20 protein-coding genes are annotated in these 18,568 nt (G+C 35.9%); 3 read left to right on the top strand and 17 right to left on the bottom strand.

Annotated elements, in window-relative coordinates; all coding sequences use genetic code 11:
• Nucleotides 1-60: 60 nt before the first annotated feature.
• From P0092_RS07305 to P0092_RS07250, 13 genes are all read right to left on the bottom strand, one after another.
• Nucleotides 61-480, bottom strand: coding sequence for a hypothetical protein (locus P0092_RS07305; RefSeq protein WP_004621005.1), 420 nt, complete (start codon nucleotides 478-480; stop codon nucleotides 61-63).
• A gap of 210 nt (nucleotides 481-690) precedes the next feature.
• Nucleotides 691-1,434 carry a CPBP family intramembrane glutamic endopeptidase gene (locus P0092_RS07300; protein WP_004621004.1) on the bottom strand — a complete coding sequence of 248 codons (744 nt, stop codon included), beginning with the start codon at nucleotides 1,432-1,434 and terminating at the stop codon, nucleotides 691-693.
• A 103-nt stretch (nucleotides 1,435-1,537) separates the two neighbouring features.
• On the bottom strand, nucleotides 1,538-1,966 hold the full coding sequence (locus P0092_RS07295) for a DUF3021 family protein (RefSeq protein WP_004621003.1): 429 nt from the start codon (nucleotides 1,964-1,966) through the stop codon (nucleotides 1,538-1,540).
• Nucleotides 1,963-2,409 carry a LytTR family DNA-binding domain-containing protein gene (locus tag P0092_RS07290; protein WP_004621002.1) on the bottom strand — a complete coding sequence of 149 codons (447 nt, stop codon included), beginning with the start codon at nucleotides 2,407-2,409 and terminating at the stop codon, nucleotides 1,963-1,965. The genes P0092_RS07295 and P0092_RS07290 overlap by 4 nt, the downstream gene beginning before the upstream one ends.
• Before the next feature lie 71 nt (nucleotides 2,410-2,480).
• Nucleotides 2,481-2,687, bottom strand: a complete 207-nt coding sequence (locus P0092_RS22115) for a GNAT family N-acetyltransferase (RefSeq protein WP_422785457.1) — start codon at nucleotides 2,685-2,687, stop codon at nucleotides 2,481-2,483.
• Nucleotides 2,633-2,818 (bottom strand): hypothetical protein, encoded by a 186-nt coding sequence (locus P0092_RS07285; protein WP_276187130.1) that lies wholly within the window; start codon nucleotides 2,816-2,818, stop codon nucleotides 2,633-2,635. The genes P0092_RS22115 and P0092_RS07285 overlap by 55 nt, the downstream gene beginning before the upstream one ends.
• 323 nt (nucleotides 2,819-3,141) lie before the next feature.
• Nucleotides 3,142-3,567 carry a GNAT family N-acetyltransferase gene (locus tag P0092_RS07280; protein ID WP_004621001.1) on the bottom strand — a complete coding sequence of 142 codons (426 nt, stop codon included), beginning with the start codon at nucleotides 3,565-3,567 and terminating at the stop codon, nucleotides 3,142-3,144.
• A 587-nt stretch (nucleotides 3,568-4,154) separates the two neighbouring features.
• Complete coding sequence (locus tag P0092_RS07275) at nucleotides 4,155-4,316, bottom strand: hypothetical protein (protein WP_276187128.1); 162 nt, start codon at nucleotides 4,314-4,316, stop codon at nucleotides 4,155-4,157.
• Nucleotides 4,291-5,706: a hypothetical protein gene (locus tag P0092_RS07270; protein WP_276187127.1), complete on the bottom strand. Its 1,416-nt coding sequence runs from the start codon at nucleotides 5,704-5,706 to the stop codon at nucleotides 4,291-4,293. Before P0092_RS07270 ends, P0092_RS07275 begins: the two co-directional genes overlap by 26 nt.
• A 157-nt stretch (nucleotides 5,707-5,863) precedes the next feature.
• A complete protein-coding gene (locus P0092_RS07265) occupies nucleotides 5,864-6,601 on the bottom strand; it encodes an ABC transporter ATP-binding protein (RefSeq protein WP_004620999.1) in 738 nt (245 codons plus the stop codon).
• A gap of 69 nt (nucleotides 6,602-6,670) precedes the next feature.
• The gene (locus tag P0092_RS07260; protein ID WP_004620998.1) at nucleotides 6,671-6,979 is read right to left on the bottom strand and encodes a DUF1648 domain-containing protein; all 309 of its coding nucleotides are present in this window, start codon (nucleotides 6,977-6,979) and stop codon (nucleotides 6,671-6,673) included.
• Between the two features lie 12 nt (nucleotides 6,980-6,991).
• Nucleotides 6,992-7,585, bottom strand: a complete 594-nt coding sequence (locus tag P0092_RS07255; protein WP_004620997.1) for an SdpI family protein — start codon at nucleotides 7,583-7,585, stop codon at nucleotides 6,992-6,994.
• Nucleotide 7,586: 1 nt separating this feature from the next.
• Nucleotides 7,587-7,853, bottom strand: a complete 267-nt coding sequence (locus tag P0092_RS07250; protein ID WP_004620996.1) for an autorepressor SdpR family transcription factor — start codon at nucleotides 7,851-7,853, stop codon at nucleotides 7,587-7,589.
• Between the two features lie 644 nt (nucleotides 7,854-8,497).
• On the opposite strand from P0092_RS07250, the gene P0092_RS07245 reads away from it, so the two are divergent.
• Nucleotides 8,498-11,284 carry a carbohydrate-binding domain-containing protein gene (locus tag P0092_RS07245; protein ID WP_004620995.1) on the top strand — a complete coding sequence of 929 codons (2,787 nt, stop codon included), beginning with the start codon at nucleotides 8,498-8,500 and terminating at the stop codon, nucleotides 11,282-11,284.
• Nucleotides 11,285-11,401: 117 nt separating this feature from the next.
• Here the strand turns inward: P0092_RS07245 and P0092_RS07240 are convergent, their stop codons facing one another.
• On the bottom strand, nucleotides 11,402-13,006 hold the full coding sequence (locus P0092_RS07240) for a recombinase family protein (protein ID WP_004620994.1): 1,605 nt from the start codon (nucleotides 13,004-13,006) through the stop codon (nucleotides 11,402-11,404).
• Between the two features lie 22 nt (nucleotides 13,007-13,028).
• Nucleotides 13,029-13,184, bottom strand: a complete 156-nt coding sequence (locus P0092_RS07235) for a hypothetical protein (protein WP_004620993.1) — start codon at nucleotides 13,182-13,184, stop codon at nucleotides 13,029-13,031.
• Nucleotides 13,185-13,461: 277 nt separating this feature from the next.
• On the opposite strand from P0092_RS07235, the gene P0092_RS07230 reads away from it, so the two are divergent.
• Nucleotides 13,462-14,622, top strand: a complete 1,161-nt coding sequence (locus tag P0092_RS07230; protein WP_004620992.1) for a hypothetical protein — start codon at nucleotides 13,462-13,464, stop codon at nucleotides 14,620-14,622.
• A 119-nt stretch (nucleotides 14,623-14,741) separates the two neighbouring features.
• On the opposite strand, the gene P0092_RS07225 is transcribed toward P0092_RS07230, so the two are convergent.
• A complete protein-coding gene (locus tag P0092_RS07225) occupies nucleotides 14,742-16,547 on the bottom strand; it encodes an oleate hydratase (RefSeq protein WP_004620991.1) in 1,806 nt (601 codons plus the stop codon).
• A 211-nt stretch (nucleotides 16,548-16,758) separates the two neighbouring features.
• Here P0092_RS07225 and P0092_RS07220 point away from each other — a divergent pair, with 211 nt between their 5' ends.
• Entirely contained in the window at nucleotides 16,759-17,313 is a 555-nt protein-coding gene (locus P0092_RS07220; protein ID WP_004620990.1) for a TetR/AcrR family transcriptional regulator, read from the top strand.
• Nucleotides 17,314-17,455: 142 nt separating this feature from the next.
• On the opposite strand, the gene P0092_RS07215 is transcribed toward P0092_RS07220, so the two are convergent.
• Nucleotides 17,456-18,562 carry an aldo/keto reductase gene (locus tag P0092_RS07215; RefSeq protein ID WP_004620989.1) on the bottom strand — a complete coding sequence of 369 codons (1,107 nt, stop codon included), beginning with the start codon at nucleotides 18,560-18,562 and terminating at the stop codon, nucleotides 17,456-17,458.
• Between the last annotated feature and the right edge of the window lie 6 nt (nucleotides 18,563-18,568).

Here is an 18,568-nt window from a genome sequence, read left to right as displayed (position 1 = left end):
AACTGAATGTGCGGTATAGGAAAAATCTTGATATGTAAACAATATGAGGAAATAAGAATTTTAATGTAACTTTTCATCAAGGAAGGAAGCTACATCACTCCAGTCTGTAATGGGATATTCGAAATCTGTTTGACTTTCATCTGTATCAATTTCAAAGTCATATATTCTGAAATCTCTAATACAAAACCCGTCCTTTACACAGACTATTTCTGCATTTCCATCTTCATCATAATAAGCATAAATCAATTCATCTTCGCCTGCGAAGGCAAGCCATGTAGATGTCTCCAATCCAAAGAAGGCTTCCCCCTTCATATCCTCAAAAAGGATATATCCCTCCTTTTCAGAAACATATACTTCGCCAATATGTAAACTTTTTTGAACTTCATCCCATTTATACTCTTCTTCAAGGGACATTAAATTTAGATATCTTATCTTTGCGTCATCAAGTGTTGTTTTAATTTTAAAATTACATTCTCTCATAAAAAAAGCAATCCCCCTGTCATTTAAATTGAGTTTTAATCTGTTTGTTACTTATGTAATACCAACGATTCTAAAGCAATTTATCACAATAATCCTACATTGGGAAGATACATATGTCAAGCTTCACTCATTACCTCACTATTCATTTTTCAACGCACAAATTTCATTTGTCGAATAATACGATACTAGAATCAATTTGCTATATATAAATTATCGGTTTTCTACACCGAGTTTTTTCCACAAGCCAATAGCATAAATTAGTAAAATGACAGTTTGAACTGCTAAAATGATGATAGCCTTGGTGTCCAATGCTTCCTCGGTAGTCAATGATATGAAGTCATGTGCGGCGTGACATAAAATCACTATCCATATGCTTTCTGTTATACAGACAACCTCCGCAAATACAAAGCCTACCAAAAACGCAAAGCTGATTTGCAAAATAATATATAATAAATTTTTTCCGTTAAAAGCATTCGCTGCGTGCAGAATGCCAAACATAACTGACGACCATATAATGGCTTTTTTCATTCCCCTGCTTCTGATAAATTTAAGGGCAAGACCGCGAAAAAATATTTCTTCGTTAAAGCCAACACCAATTGTAAACAAAGCAATCGTTACATACAGCGCAGGACTTATTTCAGTGCTGAACCCGATTGTAATAATTGGTATGAGTTCGATTAGTATAAGGGGAATGAAAAACCATGCCTTACTTACGTTTTTACCTAAATGTTTTTGAAACCCGTATTCGTTAATTGTAAACCGCGACTGCATCATTATAAGTATTCCGATAAAGGCTGAAGCCGAAACTGCTATTGCCATAACAATAAATGTAGGTATATCTTTCAAACCAATTCTCTGTGGAATCGCCGTTCCAAACCCGGTAAGCAGAGTGCAAAGTAAACCTGCTAGTATCGCTGCCCCAAATGGGTGTTTTTGTGAAAACGCAATTTTCATAAAATATCCGCTCCTCTTTTCGTTAATAAATTCAATATAACCGCAACAGGCTATACCGTCAACGAACAAGGGGGTAAGTTGCGTTATAACGATGTAAGTTACATTACTTTCGATTTTGCAATGCTTTCAACCCCGAATTTATTTCTCTGGTATCCTTTATTTGAAGAAGCCGGTCGATAAGGTTAACTACAAGGTATACGACAAGAACAATCCCAACGAAAAACATAATCTGAAATAAACTGAAGCTTTTTACTAACAAAAATGAAAATCCTATGATGACTATTTCTAATGCCAACAAATGCAGAACTTTACGGATGATTGTTTGGCGCAAGTTTAGTTCCTTGCGCGAGTATAGGATGAACGAAGGCAAAGTGCCTAACGCCGCACCAATTAACGGTGAATAGAACGAATCGAAGCCGAGTGTTGCGTCCGGCTGAAGCACCGATCCGAAAACCGCCGTTGCCACATTAAGGCAAGTAGCGATTATAAAGAACCTTATAGCGCAATCACGCAAAAACGATCTGAAGCTCATGCCTCTCCACCTCCCAACAGATTTTTCAACTCGGAAACATAACGGCGTGAAATGATAATTTCTTCCCCGTTAAAAAGCTTTGCCGAGAACCTTCCGTTAAAAATGGGATATACGCTGTCGACTTTCATCAAATTTATTACCATTGATTTTGAACAACGAAAAAACCGCATGAACTTGCTGGTTTCCTCAAATTCATACAGCTTAACCCTCAATTGGTATGTTTTGTTTTCAGTATAGGCAAATACCCTATTATCCACGGCTTCAACATAAAAAATTTCAGTTAAAAACAGTTCTACCATTTTTTCATTTTCATAGCCAACTAAAGAAGTGTCTGTTGATTTTATAAAACTGATAATACTATTCACCTTGTCTGTTATTCTATAACATTGTATGACTACCTGCTCAGACCGATTTTGCTCTATTTCTTGTACCGATACTTTCATTAGTCTTACCTCTTAAATGCACCTAATATAATAATCGTTAGTTTGTACTTTTTAATTTACTGTACTCCTCATTATACATTAAACCCATAATGCTGAATATTTCTTTTTTTCAGTGCACCACAAGTTTTAAATCCATGTTTGGCATGAAATCTCAAACTTTGTTGATTCTCTGATGAAATTTCTGCAATTATATGCTTTATGCCCCATTGTATTGCGTCAGTTTCTAGTCTTTTAAGACACTGTTCACCGATACCTTTTCCAACATTATCATGTGCAATAAAATAACTAATAGTAGCGGTTTCTTTAAATGTTGAATAAGGGTTATAGCACTCAGCCAGCAGAATCCTATCATTTCTAAAGTTTCAGCATTTCGGATTGCATAAGCAGGATATCCTTTTGTTTTTTCCATAAGCATTGGAAAGAATTGTTCTGGTAAAGTAGCTGTTGGAAATGCTGCTGTACTATTTTCAATATAGTAATTTAAATATTTTCATTATAATTTTTTGGTGTTCTATGCCCATATTCTCAAACTTCATTTGCATTATAATATCCTCCTGTTATAAAAAATCTTTAAGTCTTTATATAAAACGACCCTCAATTCAAAGTAGTTTGGTATTTTGCTATCCCGTTCTATCTGCAAAAAAAACCGCTGTTCAGTTTAATGAATGTGCGGTAATAGAAAGATTATTGATTATAAAGAATGCAATGTTAACGTAATGCCAATTTATTTAATTATATTGTTTTTATATCAACTACCATTCCCATCCCTTCTCTCTCGTTTGGACGCATGCGGAAGCCAAACTTTTGATAAAATGGTTCTTTGCCTTTTGCAGACATTAATCCTATTGTTGTACTATCATTTGGAAAGCTGTTTTTCCTTATATAATCCAAAAGTTGCTGCATGATAGCTGTACCTATAGATTTTCTCTGATAATCTGGAAGAACAATAACATCTTGAATATACCAAATTAGAGCACCATCGCCAATTAAACGTCCTATTCCAATCGCTTTATCATTGTCAAAGGCGACAATGGAAAAAAGAGTATTCTGTACAGCTTTTTCAGCTTTGGCTAACAATGTATTTCCCCACCCAATCGTATTTCGAAAACTTGATAGCATCTCGGCTGTTAATGAATTATTCACATATTGTATATTCACATTTCCCCCTACAATCAGTTAAGTTCTTACAATACAAATGTATTAGTAATTTTGTAAATAATACTACATCCGGAAATTTGTCATGTCAAGCTTCACTCATTACTGTACTATTCAGGTTCTAGGAAGTAAAACAGTAATTTTACTCAAAAATACTGCCAAGAATATCAATTCTAGGAATAATCCTTAGCGTGGTAAAAAGCTTATTTTTTCTCCTGAATTAATTCTTTTGGTAAAGAATAAAAGCTCCTTTGTGAATCACAAAGGAGCTTTTTAAAAATTTTTTTTTACAGCGTTACAATGAATAAGAATATTTAATTTTATTCTCTAATATTTTTTATACATAGTACAGCAATAAATATCCCAATAATGACTAAACATAATATGTTCGAACAATATTGTATTAAATAATCAAACATGGTGCTACCAGATTTTACAACGAACTTAGTTAACATTTTAGCAATTAGGGGTATCAGTGCTATAAATAAAATGTTATGAAAAAATTATTTTGTAATTTGTGTTTTTCATGCATCCATCCTCCCTTATTTACTTAATAGTATATTAACCTATGTAGAGGTTAAATACATCCTTTAGTTATTGGTTCCTGCTCCTTTACTATCTCCGTCTCTTTGTTCATGGCTTTCTGCATTTCCTCTTGTATCTCTGGACATTCTACCAGCCCAATTCCCTCTAAGTATTTGATTTGCGTCCTTACTTATCTCCTTATTAATTTGGATAAATATTTTTACCATATTTTTTGAGCCAAAACAACATCATACACACTGCAAAAAAGATAACTAAACATGCCATGAAACTGCCAAATAATAATATATTGGCGAAATGCTTTAGTAACAAATATGCCGTACCACAAGATGCAAAAGTTCCAATCACTGCACTCATGATTGCAGGAAAACTCTGTTTGATAATGTGTGTAACATTATCCCATTCAAAATTGGGGAAAATCAGATTTAATATATATCCCGCCACTCCTAAAAAAGATGTAAATGATAATGGCATAATATATCCCAACAAGGTTATATACCAAGGAAAGCGTAGGATCAATGCCATGATGGTATTCAAAACTAATATAATCGGTATGGATAGAGATAAATAAAACTGCATTTTTGCTTTAAACACATCTTTGGCACTTATGGGAAATGTGTTTAACACTTCCATGTGCTTCCCCTCAATCGAAATACTGGCATAGGTTGTGTTGGATAAAGAAATAAGTATCGTGGACGCAAAGATATAAAGTATATCGGTTGCAGCGGGAGCAATCTGAAAATAATTGCTAAATAAATTAATATATGGAGCAATCTTCTCATTTGCCATAACAACAATCATTACAAAGACGGTTGCAAGCATGAATCCCATAGAGGTATTTGTGAAATAAGCAGGGGTTGAAAAATATCTGCGACGTTCCCTTGTAGCTAATGTGGAAATCATACTGTATTTTATAAACATATTTGAACTTATATCCATAGATTTCTCTTTTTGACCTTTAGACATGCAATACCAGTTTTGATAAGAAACCATTAAACCATGCAGCAGCAGGCAACTGGCAAGCAGTATTATTCCCCAATATGCAGCTAAAGACAGCACATTATGATACAGAAATGATTTCACATACCTACTAGCAGCAATATATAGAGTAGCTGCTTTAGAACTAAAATGAATCGTGCCCTTTGAAATCTCAGGGAATTTTAGGAACATAAAAACGATAAACGCAAACAAAAACAATACTGTAAGGATAGTTTTTAATCGTGCAATCAATACAGATGTACTTCTTAAAATGCGATAAATTTCCGTCCCGATAATCGCCCCCAAAAGGCAAGGTACGATTGGAAAAAACAAAAGATTCCCTATACTTATTAAATAAAATACTATCCCTGTTCCTGCTGTTATCCCAAACAGAACATCCGCAGGAAAGAGTAATATCATATCCAAAAAGACTAAGAACACATACAATATAAATAATTTTGAAACAATTAGCGAGGATAAACGAACAGGCAGTGCAAGCTGCGCATCAGCATTTACATCGGACAGGAGCAGACCGCCTCCCCAAAAGATACTGATTACAATATTTATTGCCAAACACGCAAACACCACAGGCACAATAAGGCTGTTTATGATATCATCCACCGTCCATGCAAAGGAGAAGATACCGCTCATTTTATGTACAAAAAAAACAAGCATTCCAACTACAATAATGCAGATAACCACATATAGAATTCCTGTTTTCCTGCGTTGTTTTGTATCTGCATATCGGAGTTGGTTGATTTTACTTGCTCTTAATAATTCATTTTTCCAAAAGGTCAACAGCATTTTCATTATCTTTGTTCACCTCCATAAATACTTCTTCCAGTCCTTTTGAGCCAATCAAATCTGAGGTCAAGCCCGTAAATAACAACATACCATTTTTAATGACCGACACCTTATTACATACTTTCTCAACTACATCAAGAATATGACTGGAAAATAAGACCGAGCTTCCACTGTCACAAAGCAAGCGCATCTGTTCTTTGAGGGTAATAAACGCATCTGGGTCTAAGCCTACAAATGGCTCATCCAAAATCAATAATTTAGGGACATGTGAGAATGCCGCCATCAACGCAAGTTTCTGCTTCATGCCATAGGAATACGAGGAAACTAAATTACTTAAATGTTTCTTCATTTGAAATACACCAGACAATCTATCAATGGATTGTATACGTTCTTTACGAGAAACTTCATAAATATCACAGACAAAATTAAGGTATTGCACCCCTGTCATGTATTCATCAAGACGTGGATTATCCGGTACATATGCCATTTTCTTTTTGCATGCAATTGGATTTTCCATCAGTGAAACACCATCTAAAAGTATTTCCCCATTATCAATTCCTATTATCCCGAGGCAGGATTTTAATGTTGTTGTTTTTCCTGCTCCGTTTTTTCCAATAAAGCCCATAATATCGCCATTCTCAACCAAAAAACTAAGATTGTTGACAGCTACCTTTGTACCATAGGTTTTGGATAAATTTTTAATTTCTAACATAGTCTACTCCTTTGTCATTTCGAAAAATTTCAAAATAGCAGATAAAAAAAACCGTTCCGCTTTCAATTCTCATTTCAATCCTAAATAAATAATAATCCCTGACGTTACTACTGCTACAGCAGGCATAATGTAAAACATAAAGGTTGCCTTATCTGCCTGTTTATTGACTTTAAATGCTGCAAGCAAGTTGAGCAAGACACTGACTGCGGGAACGCCAAATACTATCATGTTTCGGGGGAAGTAAGAGTTGGCATTTCCTTCAGAATCAAAATGGACGGGGATAGAATCAGGCAGCTTACCATAAAAAGCAAGGAAAACCACCAGTGTCAATGCACACAATACGGTGCTGATAATAATGTGTTTCTTTGAAGATTTCATACGCAATTCCTCCTAATTAGTTTTTTTCTGTAAATAAAGAATAAGAGAATAGATAAATGGAACAACACCTGCTAACAGAATGATTAGCGGAACGGTTACATACGCCAAGTTGTGCAGAGGATGTAATATCATAGCCGCTCCCGATAATACCCAAGTATAGCTGCCTAATTTATGTGTTTTATACCACCCCTCTTCATCATGAAACAGCCAAGGAAACTTTAAACCTATATAGGGGTTTATATGATTTTTGGGGAAATAGTTTCCGCTGATAATAAATATAATGCCTAAAAAAATATAAACAAAAGTTTCCATGATACTTTGCGCCGGAAACAGCAGCAGATAGATTTGTGGAATTAAATATGCCAGTCCGGTAATTGGCATAATCCACTTACCAAGAGCCACTAATTTCTTTGCTCCATTAGCCATGACAATGTTAGAGCTTAAACCCAAATTCAAAACAGCATTAAGAATAGCCGCTATTACATAAAGTGGAATGTATGTATCTGCGTTACCTCCGCTCAATTTATTAATAACTACGGCTATTCCAAACAGCACGCCGCATAGAACTGTCGATATAATTAACGTGCGCATGTCTTTTTGTTTCATATTAATCCTCCCGAAATTGCATGAGCCACATAACTGCACCTTCAAATACAGAAGTATTAATTTCATAGTAAATATACTTCTGATATCGAGTTTCAAAAATTAAGTCTGCATTTTTAAGAATAGACAGATGGTAGGAAATTGTAGCATTGGACAATTCAAACTCAGCAGCAATCTCCCCAGCAGACATTTTTCGCTTTTGCTTAAGTTTCAGTAATATATCCCGTCGGACGGAATCACTTAGTGCCTTAAATATATTTGGTAAACTCACTTTATCACCTTTGACTCTTCATTTTGAAATTTTTCTAAATGACAGCTATATTATAAAGTCTATGTGGCGCTTTGTCAATACAGCAGTATGAATACAATTGATATCACACAAATCTCTGCCATCTTTGGTTACACATATTTTTCATATACATTTATATAATATTCCTAAGGGTACCCTTACAGATATAGGTATATCTGTATCTGTAAGGCACATCTTGAATTAATTGTCCATAAAACTTCTTCAATAATTTATATTTTTAATAAAAATTCATTTACATTCCAAATTATATTGATTGCCTTGGTATCACAATGATATAATGGAACGGAAAAAAATAGAATAAATAAACATATTTCTTAAAAATGTAAAGTCATTTCATATATGCCATATTAATTTATAATCCACTCCTGCAGAAGAGTAATTAATCCTAATATCACATATTTCTGTGTGCGGAGTATCAATAAACACGCAGCGAAATATAAATCATGCAAGGAATGACCGGGATTTGTAAATGAATCATAGGTTATACACTGCTATATCATATGGAGAGGAGGCAAAACAAAACTCATTTCTGTTTGACCTGTGTGGGCGGTAGCGTTCACATCTGATTTCCAATTATTTAACCTTATACTAAAAGGAGGATTATCATGTTTAGAAACATCAATAAAAAAATTCTTGCTTTTGTTATTGTTGTTGCAATGTTAATGTCTTTCATTCCAACAATGTCTTTCGCTGCAGAGCCGAATAGTTCTCACCTCATTACCAGTCAGGCTAAAAAGCCTTCAACTGCCGGTGCTCTTCAACTCCTAGATAAGAATGGAACTAAAACATTATGTGACAAAGACGGGAACCCTATACAACTTCGTGGTATGTGTACCCACGGCCTTCAGTGGTACCCTGAAATAATTAACAATAATGCATTTGCAGCACTCTCCAAGGACTGGGGAAGTAATGTAATCCGTCTGGCAATGTATGTTGCTGAAGGCGGATATTCAAAAGACCCTGAAACTATCAAGAAAAAAGTAATAGATGGGATAAATTTTGCAATCGCCAATGATATGTACGCTATGGTGGATTGGCATGTACTTACTCCGGGTGACCCAAATGCAGACATATATAAGGGTGCAATGGATTTCTTCAAGGAAATATCCCAAAAGTATCCCAATAATCCGCACATAATATATGAACTGGCTAATGAGCCCAGCCCTAACGATCCCGGTGTTACCAATGATGCGGCAGGTTGGGCAAAAGTAAAGAGCTACGCAGAACCAATAATAAAGATGCTCCGTGACAGCGGTAATAAGAATCTTGTAGTCGTTGGAACTCCAAACTGGAGCCAGCGTCCTGATTTGGCTGCTAATAACCCCATTAATGATAATAATACTATTTATACTGTTCATTTCTATAGCGGTACGCATAAAACCTCTCCTAACAGTACAGACAGAGGAAATGTAATGAGTAATGTAAGATATGCTCTTGAGCATGGTGTAGCAGTTTTTTGTTCAGAATGGGGATCCAGTGAAGCAAGCGGAAACAACGGACCTTACTTAAAAGAAGCCGATGAATGGCTTGAATTCTTCAATGCAAACAATATCAGTTGGATTAACTGGTCACTGTCAAACAAGAATGAAACCTCAGGCTCGTTCATACCTTTCATTTCCGGCAAATCAGAAGCCACAAGTTTAGACCCCGGAGATGATCAGGTTTGGTCACCAAAAGAGCTGAGTATATCCGGTGAATACGCCCGTGCCAGAATTAAAGGTATTAAATATGAACCTATTGAGCGTGCTGAAAAAGAAGAGTTTACAACAAATATATGGGATTTCAATGATGGAACGACTCAAGGTTTTGGTATAAACGCTGATAGCCCCGTAAAGGCTGATAGTATCACTCTTACAAATGATAAAAATGCTCTTAAAATCACAGGCTTAAAAAACAGCAAGGATCTTTCAGAAGGAAACTACTGGGCAAACGTTCGTCTTTCAGCTGATGGTACAAGTAATAAACCGAACATTCTCGGTGCAGAAAAGCTTACAATGGACGTTATTGCAGCTGCTCCTGCCACAGTATCAATAGCAGCAATACCACAGAGTTCAACCCATGGTTGGGCGAATCCTACACGTGCCATTGCGGTGAAGCCCTCTGACTTTGTAAAACAGACAGACGGCACATATAAAGCCGTATTGACAATAACTCCTGCTGATTCACCTAATTTTGATTCTATAGCAAAAGACACCAAAGATAGTACAATGACTAATATAATTTTGTTTGTGGGTGCAGATACGAATGTTATTTCACTTGACAATATAACAGTATCAGGAAACCGAGCTGCCGCAGAAGCAACTGTTGAGCATGCTATGCCAGGAAAGGCAACACTTCCTTCAAATTTTGAAGATTCAACCCGTCAGGGATGGTCCTGGGATGCTACCTCTGGAGTTCAGAGTGCTTTGGCAATAAAAGATGCTAACGGCTCAAAAGCTATTTCTTGGGAAGTAAAATATCCTGAGGTAAAGCCGACGGACGGATGGGCTTCAGCACCACGTATCGCTCTTGGCGGAATAAACGCAACACGCGGAAGTAACAAATATCTTGCATTTGATTTATATCTGAAGCCTGCACAAGCAAGCAAGGGCGCTCTCTGCATAAGTCTGGCATTTGCTCCGCCAACCCTTGGTTACTGGGCACAGGCATCGGTTGATATCAATATACCTTTAGCAAGCCTGAGCAAAATGAAAAAAACCAAAGATGGATTGTATCACATTCAGGCAAAATATGATTTGGATAAAATAAATGATAAAAAAGTACTTACTGCTGATACTGTCCTACGTGATATCACAATCGTTGTTGCAGACGTTAACAGTGACTACGCCGGTACGATGTATCTGGATAATGTCAGGTTTGAAAATGAAAATGACGGCAAAAGTGAACTTAATAATGCTATTGCGATGTTGGTATCAAAAGGTATTATCAAAAACTCTGATGCCAAACAAATCAATTTCAATAAGAGCATTTCAAGAGGCGAGTATATTATGTGGCTTGTTAAAACTTTAGATTTAAATGCAAAATATACTACAAATTTCAGTGATGTTAATAAGAAAGACAGCTACTATAATTCACTGGGTATCGCCAAAGCACTTGGTATTACTAACGGTGTCGGACATAATAAATTCAATCCTAATAAGGCTATAAGCAGAGAGAATATGTTGGTATTAACCTATAAAGCGCTGAAATTAGTAAATAAAAATTTGGTTAAAGGTAATGCTGACAATCTAAAACAATTTTCTGATGCTTCAAAAGTTTCAAAGAATACTGTTGAAAGTGTAGCCACTATCGTAAAGAACGGATTTTATTCAGGTGATGCAAAGAAGCTTAATCTGAAAGCCTCCGTTACAAAAGCTGAGTCCGCGTTGATGCTACATAAAATAATACGCTAGTTTCCATAAATAGAAACAAACGGCTAAGTCGCCTAATAAAAAATCTTCTGTACATATGTACGGAAGATTTTTTATTGTTAAAGAAATCATGACGGCTTGGGTTAGTGAATGTGTAAATCAATTGTCTGTAAAGCTGTATTCAAAACTATAGTTTCCATTTTTTCCTTTGCTTTTATAGTTTAGTTTTATTGGCTCCGACATACAGTTTAAATATAGTTCCAATATATTATTTTTATATAGGATAACCTTTTTAACTGTGAGTTTAAAAACTTCCTCGGAATCCTTTCCTTCAATCTGGTTAACCAGAGAATTTATCCTGTCTATACATCTCTGCAGCTTATTTGCATTCCCGCTATTTATAATATTTATATCTTCAATATTTTTAATAATCGTTTTAACTTTATTTATCTCAAAGTCATACTTTTTATTCATTAAAAACATATCGCCCTTAGATATGCTTCCCTCAAGCATTAGATTGATTACTTCCTGCTTTTTACGGTTCAGGTCTTCTATTTTTCTTGTAAATAAATATGTACTCTTTATATCAGTTAAATCGTTCAATTTCCTGATTTCAGATACCAGTTCGGACTTTATTTTTTCCTTACTTATATTAATTGAGTCCATAACAGCTTTTACTATTTCGCACAGTACTATGTGATTTATACTCTTATTGCTGCAGCCAACCTTATTTCCATTGAAATCAGTCTTGAGAGTGCCATAGCTTTTAGCCTGACTACATATCCAAGCCTTGTAAACTTCCCCGTTTTTTAATTTTTTACTTCTTCCCACAAATTTATTTCCACATTCCCCACAATACAGCTTCCCTGAGCACCAATATTTATTGCTGTATTTACTTTTTTGCTCCTTTTGTGCTGCTCGCTGACTGAGCTGTTCTTGTGTTGCATCCCATAAATCCCTTGATATGATAGGTTTATGATGGTTTTTTATATATACAGTCTCTTCTTCTCCCCTGTTGTATTTCTTTTTATGATTTAAGTAATTTGGAGTTATGGTCTTTTTTTGAGTCAGATCTCCAACATATTTTTCATTTTTTAGAAGTCTCAGTATTGTGGTATTTGACCACCTTTTTTTATATCTTTCAAATTGTATATTGTCTTCATAAAGCTCTCTTGCAATTATATGAGTACCTTTTCCTTCGATGGTATATTTGTAAAAAATCAATCTTACTATTTCAGCTTCTTCCTCATTAACCGTTAAAATGCCTTTATACAAATTGTATCCTAACAGCTCACGTCCAAAAACGATCCCCTGCTCCATTCTTCTTTTTTGTCCCCACTTTACCCGTTCAGATGTTTTTCTGCTTTCATCCTGCGCAATGGCCGACATAATTGTAAGCCTCAATTCACCATCTCCGTCAAGAGTATTAATATTATCATTAATAAAAATAACACCTACTCCAACCTCTTTAAGCATACGTGTGTAGTCAATACTGATTTTAGTGTTTCTTGCAAATCTTGATATCTCTTTAGTCAATATCAAATCCAGCCTTTTGTTTTTAGCATCAGAAATCATCCTCTGAAATTCCATTCTATTCTCGGCTTGAGTCCCGCTAATTCCCTCATCAGCATAAATGTCAGCAAATTCCCAGTCAGGTCTATTCCTTATATATTCTTCAAAATATTTCTTTTGGCTCTGTAGTGAATTTACCTGATCATCCTTTTCTGTTGAAACTCTGCAATAAGCACCAACTTTTACTTTCATACCTATACCTCTGATGTATAAATCAATAGCTATTAATTGCTTTAATCACCTTATCACATTGTTCACCCGTCAGCAGCTTCTCTTTATACAGCTGCTTGATTACTCCTATTTTAAACTGGCGAGTAAATATGTTACTTTCTTCTGTAGTAAGTTCAATCCTTTTATTTTTAATAGTCATTCTATCAACTCCCAATACATTCTATTCGAAATTAAAAAAATGGTTAATTCATTTTCACAGCACATCTTATTTTTCCTAAAGCCCATAGCTCTAAAAACAGTATATGGTTGTAAATAATGTAAAATAGTGGTTGACAACCTAGTTAGGTATACTATAATTATGTTATTAAAAGATATTATCCAGTTTTCTCCTAGCTCGAGATAGAAAAAGATTGGTTAAATATAAATAGGAATGAATAAAAAATAATATAATAAATTATAAGGAGTAATTGTAAATTATGTCAAAAAAAAATTATATTAAAAAATTGATTTGCTTAGCATTAATCATATCAATTTCACTATTACCAACTTTAGTATTTGCAGTATATAGTAGTTCGTATGATTCACTGTCCTTCACTCAGACTAACAATAGTTACATCTATTCAAATAACCCTGAAAAAATCTATTCATCTTACCTTAAAAATGGGATTGGTGCATATACTATTAAAGTAAAGCTAACGGCTAATAAATCTTATGATGTTGAATACAGTCATGCAAATTATTCTGGTGTTCCATTAACAGTAGCTGTAATATTAACTAATAAAGGACCTGGCAGCGCTACGATAACAAAAATGAATAATTCCTCCGCTGCTAATGGATCGTACTATGTAATGGGTTCAGCAGTTGAAACGGAATATTGGAGCACTGCAAAATATTCTACCAAAGATCTTAATGCTGGTACATCAGAAATTTACTTACGATCAGACTTGAATTCTGCTAATGCTTCAGCAGGAGTAGGTAAAATTCTTCTTAAAGCAAATACTTCAAATGTAGAATGTAAAGTAGTAATTTTCAAAACAGGAACTAGTTTGGCAACAGTTTTAGGTCTTCCAGTATTCGATTGCATGAATACAGGCAGTTCAAACGGATCTGGTACTGGTAAAGCAACAGGTACTGGGTTATATGGCCATGACGGAAGAATGGCTACATTTGATTATAATACTTCAGTTTATAAATCTTTTTATTTAGATTGTTTTAGCGATTATGTTTCGAAGTATAATGAAAATGAATTTGAAATACCTGATCAATATTTACCCTATAGTGGATGGCAATCTAATGCCCCACAAGTCAGCCCCAGACCTCCAGTCAGCCCTGGGTTGCTTCAAGGAAGCTATGGGATTATGTATAATATCATAATGAAAAATGCTGCCAATAAGACACTCTACTTAGTTCCGGATTGGGACAATATTACATATAATAATTATCAATTTTATACAATACGTGACCCTTACACATCAACTTGGAAGACAGTAAGCGTACAAAAACCTGGTTACATATCTATAAAACTTCCGAATAGTACATCATTCGGTTTTAACTGGGTTCTTGCAGCTGATGATTGTGGTATGCTCTATTGTACATTTAATAAACCGACTACAGGTACAGCTTATCCGGCAAATTAATAATCATTCTACGTTTTTGAACTAAAAAAATACTTAAAAAGCTGAGATATCAAGATAAATAATCCTTAATATCTCAGCTTTTCATATCTTTTAATCCTTAGAAAATCAGATAATATCCTTTACTTACTCATTGGAGCCTCAGGATGTAACACAGATACTTTCAGGGAAACAGTCTTGTCGCGCCCAAGATACATGCTATAGTACGGTGGGTAAGAGTTCAACATGTTAACGGCCATCTGTTTCATCTGGTTGGCATCCAACGATTTGATTGACGGCAAATCATCCTCTGTTAATTTTTCCGCAGCTGTTTTTCCGGCGAACTTTTTTAGTCGCTCAACAGTATAGCGTATATCGTATTTGGAAGGATATACCTCTAATACATCCTTCTCAAGACCGGTAAGCTTGTATACGGCTTCCAGCCCTGTGCGGACTGACATTTCAACTGTGAACACCACATCCTCCGGAACCTCCACATACTGCCCAAGAAAGCCGATATTTGTGCAGCCCTCCGGTACATTCTTCGGTCGATCGGTTTCCTTACGAGGCATGAACTGGCTGGTGATATAGGGCATCATACAGGTCGAGATGTAGGAATGGGACAACACCTCATCCTTGATGTCCAGCATGTTCAGATGATACAACAGCTCTGTCATAATTTCTTCACCGGTGCATTCATGCATCGGCTTCTTAACATAATTGCCTACATTCTCGCCATAGCACCCATATCCCCACATTACCTGCTCATCATCCTTCTGGTCTAAGAAAAATGGGTTGTGATGTAACTCAAATGAGATATCCCAGTTAGAATCCAAAATCGTGATGGCCCCTCCTGTTCCTGCCTTGCTTCCGGTTAGCTTTTCAATTCGGTTGACAAGCTCCGGATAGCCTTTTATTGTAGGCATGAAGGAAACCCACTTTGTCTTGTCTATGTGACCGATGAATTTTTCCGGGTGTCCGAACTTTTCGTTCTTTCCGGCAAGGTTCTGCCAAAGCGTAAAAGCACCTAGGTCAGCTGTATCATAGTTGGTCGGTGCAACTGTCTTATTGTCGCCGAATGCACTGTTAGTTGTCATGGAGCCGTTTGTAACAAATACAAAATCTTTCGGCTCCATCTTAATAACTACCTCCTTATTGTTCTGCCTGAGAAGCAATGCTTTAGCGGTATTACAGGCATCGTCCATATCAATGTCATATACCCAACAGCCGTACACAGTTTTGACGCCCTTACTCCATAGCCATGTCATAAGAGGCTTGATCATGGAATCATATTCGCAATATTTTGTGTGTATGATTCCTTCAAGGTACTCATGGCGAACCTCAAGAGCAAACCGTTGGAAATATCGTTGGCACTCCAAAGCACTGTGATATGTTTTAAAGGCCAGACAACTGTGAAAGTTTATCCAGCAGCTGCTTTTAAAGAATGATTCATCAAAAAAGTCTGATATTTTCTTATCTTCCAAAGCAGATTCCGGAAGGCTTAGAAACCGCTGCATATCCGCCATGTCTTTGGGACAAAAGCGGTAGTCGTGAACCTTACTGTATCTTTCTCCACGGTTAACGAGTACCCTGCATTCCGAATGGATTGGCTCCTCCCTGTTAAAATCAACTATGTCATCAAGTACGGTACGTCCTTTGTTTTCAAGTGATGGAATCTTACTGTACAGATACCAGAGGCATTCCATATACGGCTCCATTTCACGTTCTCCACGGCAAAGATAGCCGAATTCTCCGCGTATACCATCCATACTGCCGCCCACATCATCACGCTTTTCCAAAATGGTTATATTTTCTCCGGGTATACCGGCGTCATCTACCAAAAAAGCTGCTGTTGCCAGCCCTGCGAGGCCGCCACCAACGATATATGCTTTTCTCTGTTCAATACCTTCCGGTTTTTTGGGGTGATACATTGTCGAATAAATATTCATTGTCTTCATCCTTTCAATATGAAATTTAATAAAACCGATTGCTTTTATTAAATTAAAACACAATGATCTTTAAACGAAAATTTACAAATAGACCGAACTGTCAAAAATTTTTACATTTGTAACAATTTGTTAAGTTTATCTTATTAGATTTGTTAAAAAGTCAAAAAAATGATACCATAATTACAATCTAGAATAAATGAAGGTGATATAAATGCTAAAAAATGCCAAGGAAGTCTTTGCGGAATCACTAGAGAAAATGCTGAAAAAAAAGACACTTGATCATGTTACGGTAAAAGATATTGTTCAAGACTGTGGTGTATCCCGTCAAGCGTTTTATTATCATTTTAATGATATTTACCAGCTCGTCGAATGGATATTTAAAGAGCAAACATTTGAAGCATTGGCTGATAACAAAGATATTAATACATGGCAGCAAGGTTATCATAATATACTTGAAAGAATGCGTCAGAACAGGAACTTTGTTTATAACGTTTACCGCTCAATCAGCCGCGAATATCTTGAGACGTTTATGTACAGGGTTTTGTATGAAATAATATATCCCGTTGTCGAAGACCAATCCAAGGGATTGATTGTTGATGACAAATATAAAGAGTTTATTGCGCATTTTTATAGTCTGGCAGTTGTGGCAATAGGTATGGATTGGATTCGAACAGGTATGAAAGAAAATCCCGGTGAAATTGCTGAAAAAGTAGCCGTTTTAGTAAAAGGCGACTTTAAAAAAGCCCTGATGAAATACTCAAAATAATTCACACTGTTACTGCATGAGCAATCTTACTGGATTCTTATCTTATTTTTCTCTTTTTATAGTAATGTTCTCCTGCTGGCGTCAATGTTTACTTGCGGTTCTTGCGGTTCTTTCGCTCCAACAACAGTTCCCCTCTTCATAGCTATTTTTCGAACTCTTTTGCTACCTGCACAAGCAAATCTCCAATCTGTATATGTTGTGGACATGCTTTTTCACATTTACCACACTTAATGCAATCGGACGCTTTACCGTTATTCTTAGTATGTACTTCGCTGTAATAATAATCAGCATTCCAGTCATGGTACATGTTCTTGGTATTCATGCAAGCAAACAAATCCGGAATAGAAATGTTCTTTGGACATCCGTCTGTACAATATCTGCACGCAGTACAGGGAATCAGATTCATGTTATGAAGAATTTCCTGTACCTTTGAGACCGCTTCCAGTTCCTTCTCAGAGAGTGGTTCAAACTCTTTCATAAAACTGATATTATCCTGCATCTGTTCCAAAGAACTCATGCCGGATAATACCATCTCTATTCCTTCAAACCCGGCGGCAAAGCGAATTGCAAAGCTTGCAGAACTTCCATTGTGTAAATCTTCAAGAATTTTTTTTGCGTCTTCCGGAAGGTTTACAAGATTGCCACCCTTCACCGGTTCCATTACAAGTACAGGCTTATTGTATTTTCTGCATACCTCATAACATTTGCGACTTTCAACAGCAGGATCTTCATAATCTGCGTAATTGAACTGAATCTGTACGACTTCAATATCCGGATACTCTGTCAAAATCTGCTCTAATACTTTAGCCCTGTCATGGAAAGAAATTCCCACATGTTTCACTTTTCCTTCAGCCTTCAGTGCAAATGCAGTCTCGTACGCGTTGCAGTCTTTAAAGAATTTAAAACTTTCTGCTACCTGTGCATGCATCAGGTAATAATCAAAATAATCTACTCCACACCAAATTAACTGATTTTCAAAAAAAGGACGAATATCCTCTTCTTTTTTGAAATAAATATTTGTAAGTTTATTAGTCAAGATATATTTATCTCTGGCATACCTGCGGGTAAGACACTCTTTCAGAGCCAGTTCACTTTTGCCCTGTAAATATCCATGTGCAGTATCAAAATAATTAAATCCATTATCCAGATACGTATCCACCATCTCATTCATCTGTGCAATATCCACATCTTCACCATTCATAGGGAGTCTCATACATCCAAATCCAAAGTTTTTCTTTACTCCATCCATGCAAAA

This window comes from Ruminiclostridium papyrosolvens DSM 2782, from assembly GCF_029318685.1.
Lineage (GTDB): Bacteria > Bacillota > Clostridia > Acetivibrionales > DSM-1351 > Ruminiclostridium > Ruminiclostridium papyrosolvens.
Note: the sequence above shows the minus strand (reverse complement) of the source record. Positions and strands in the feature narration are given on the sequence as shown.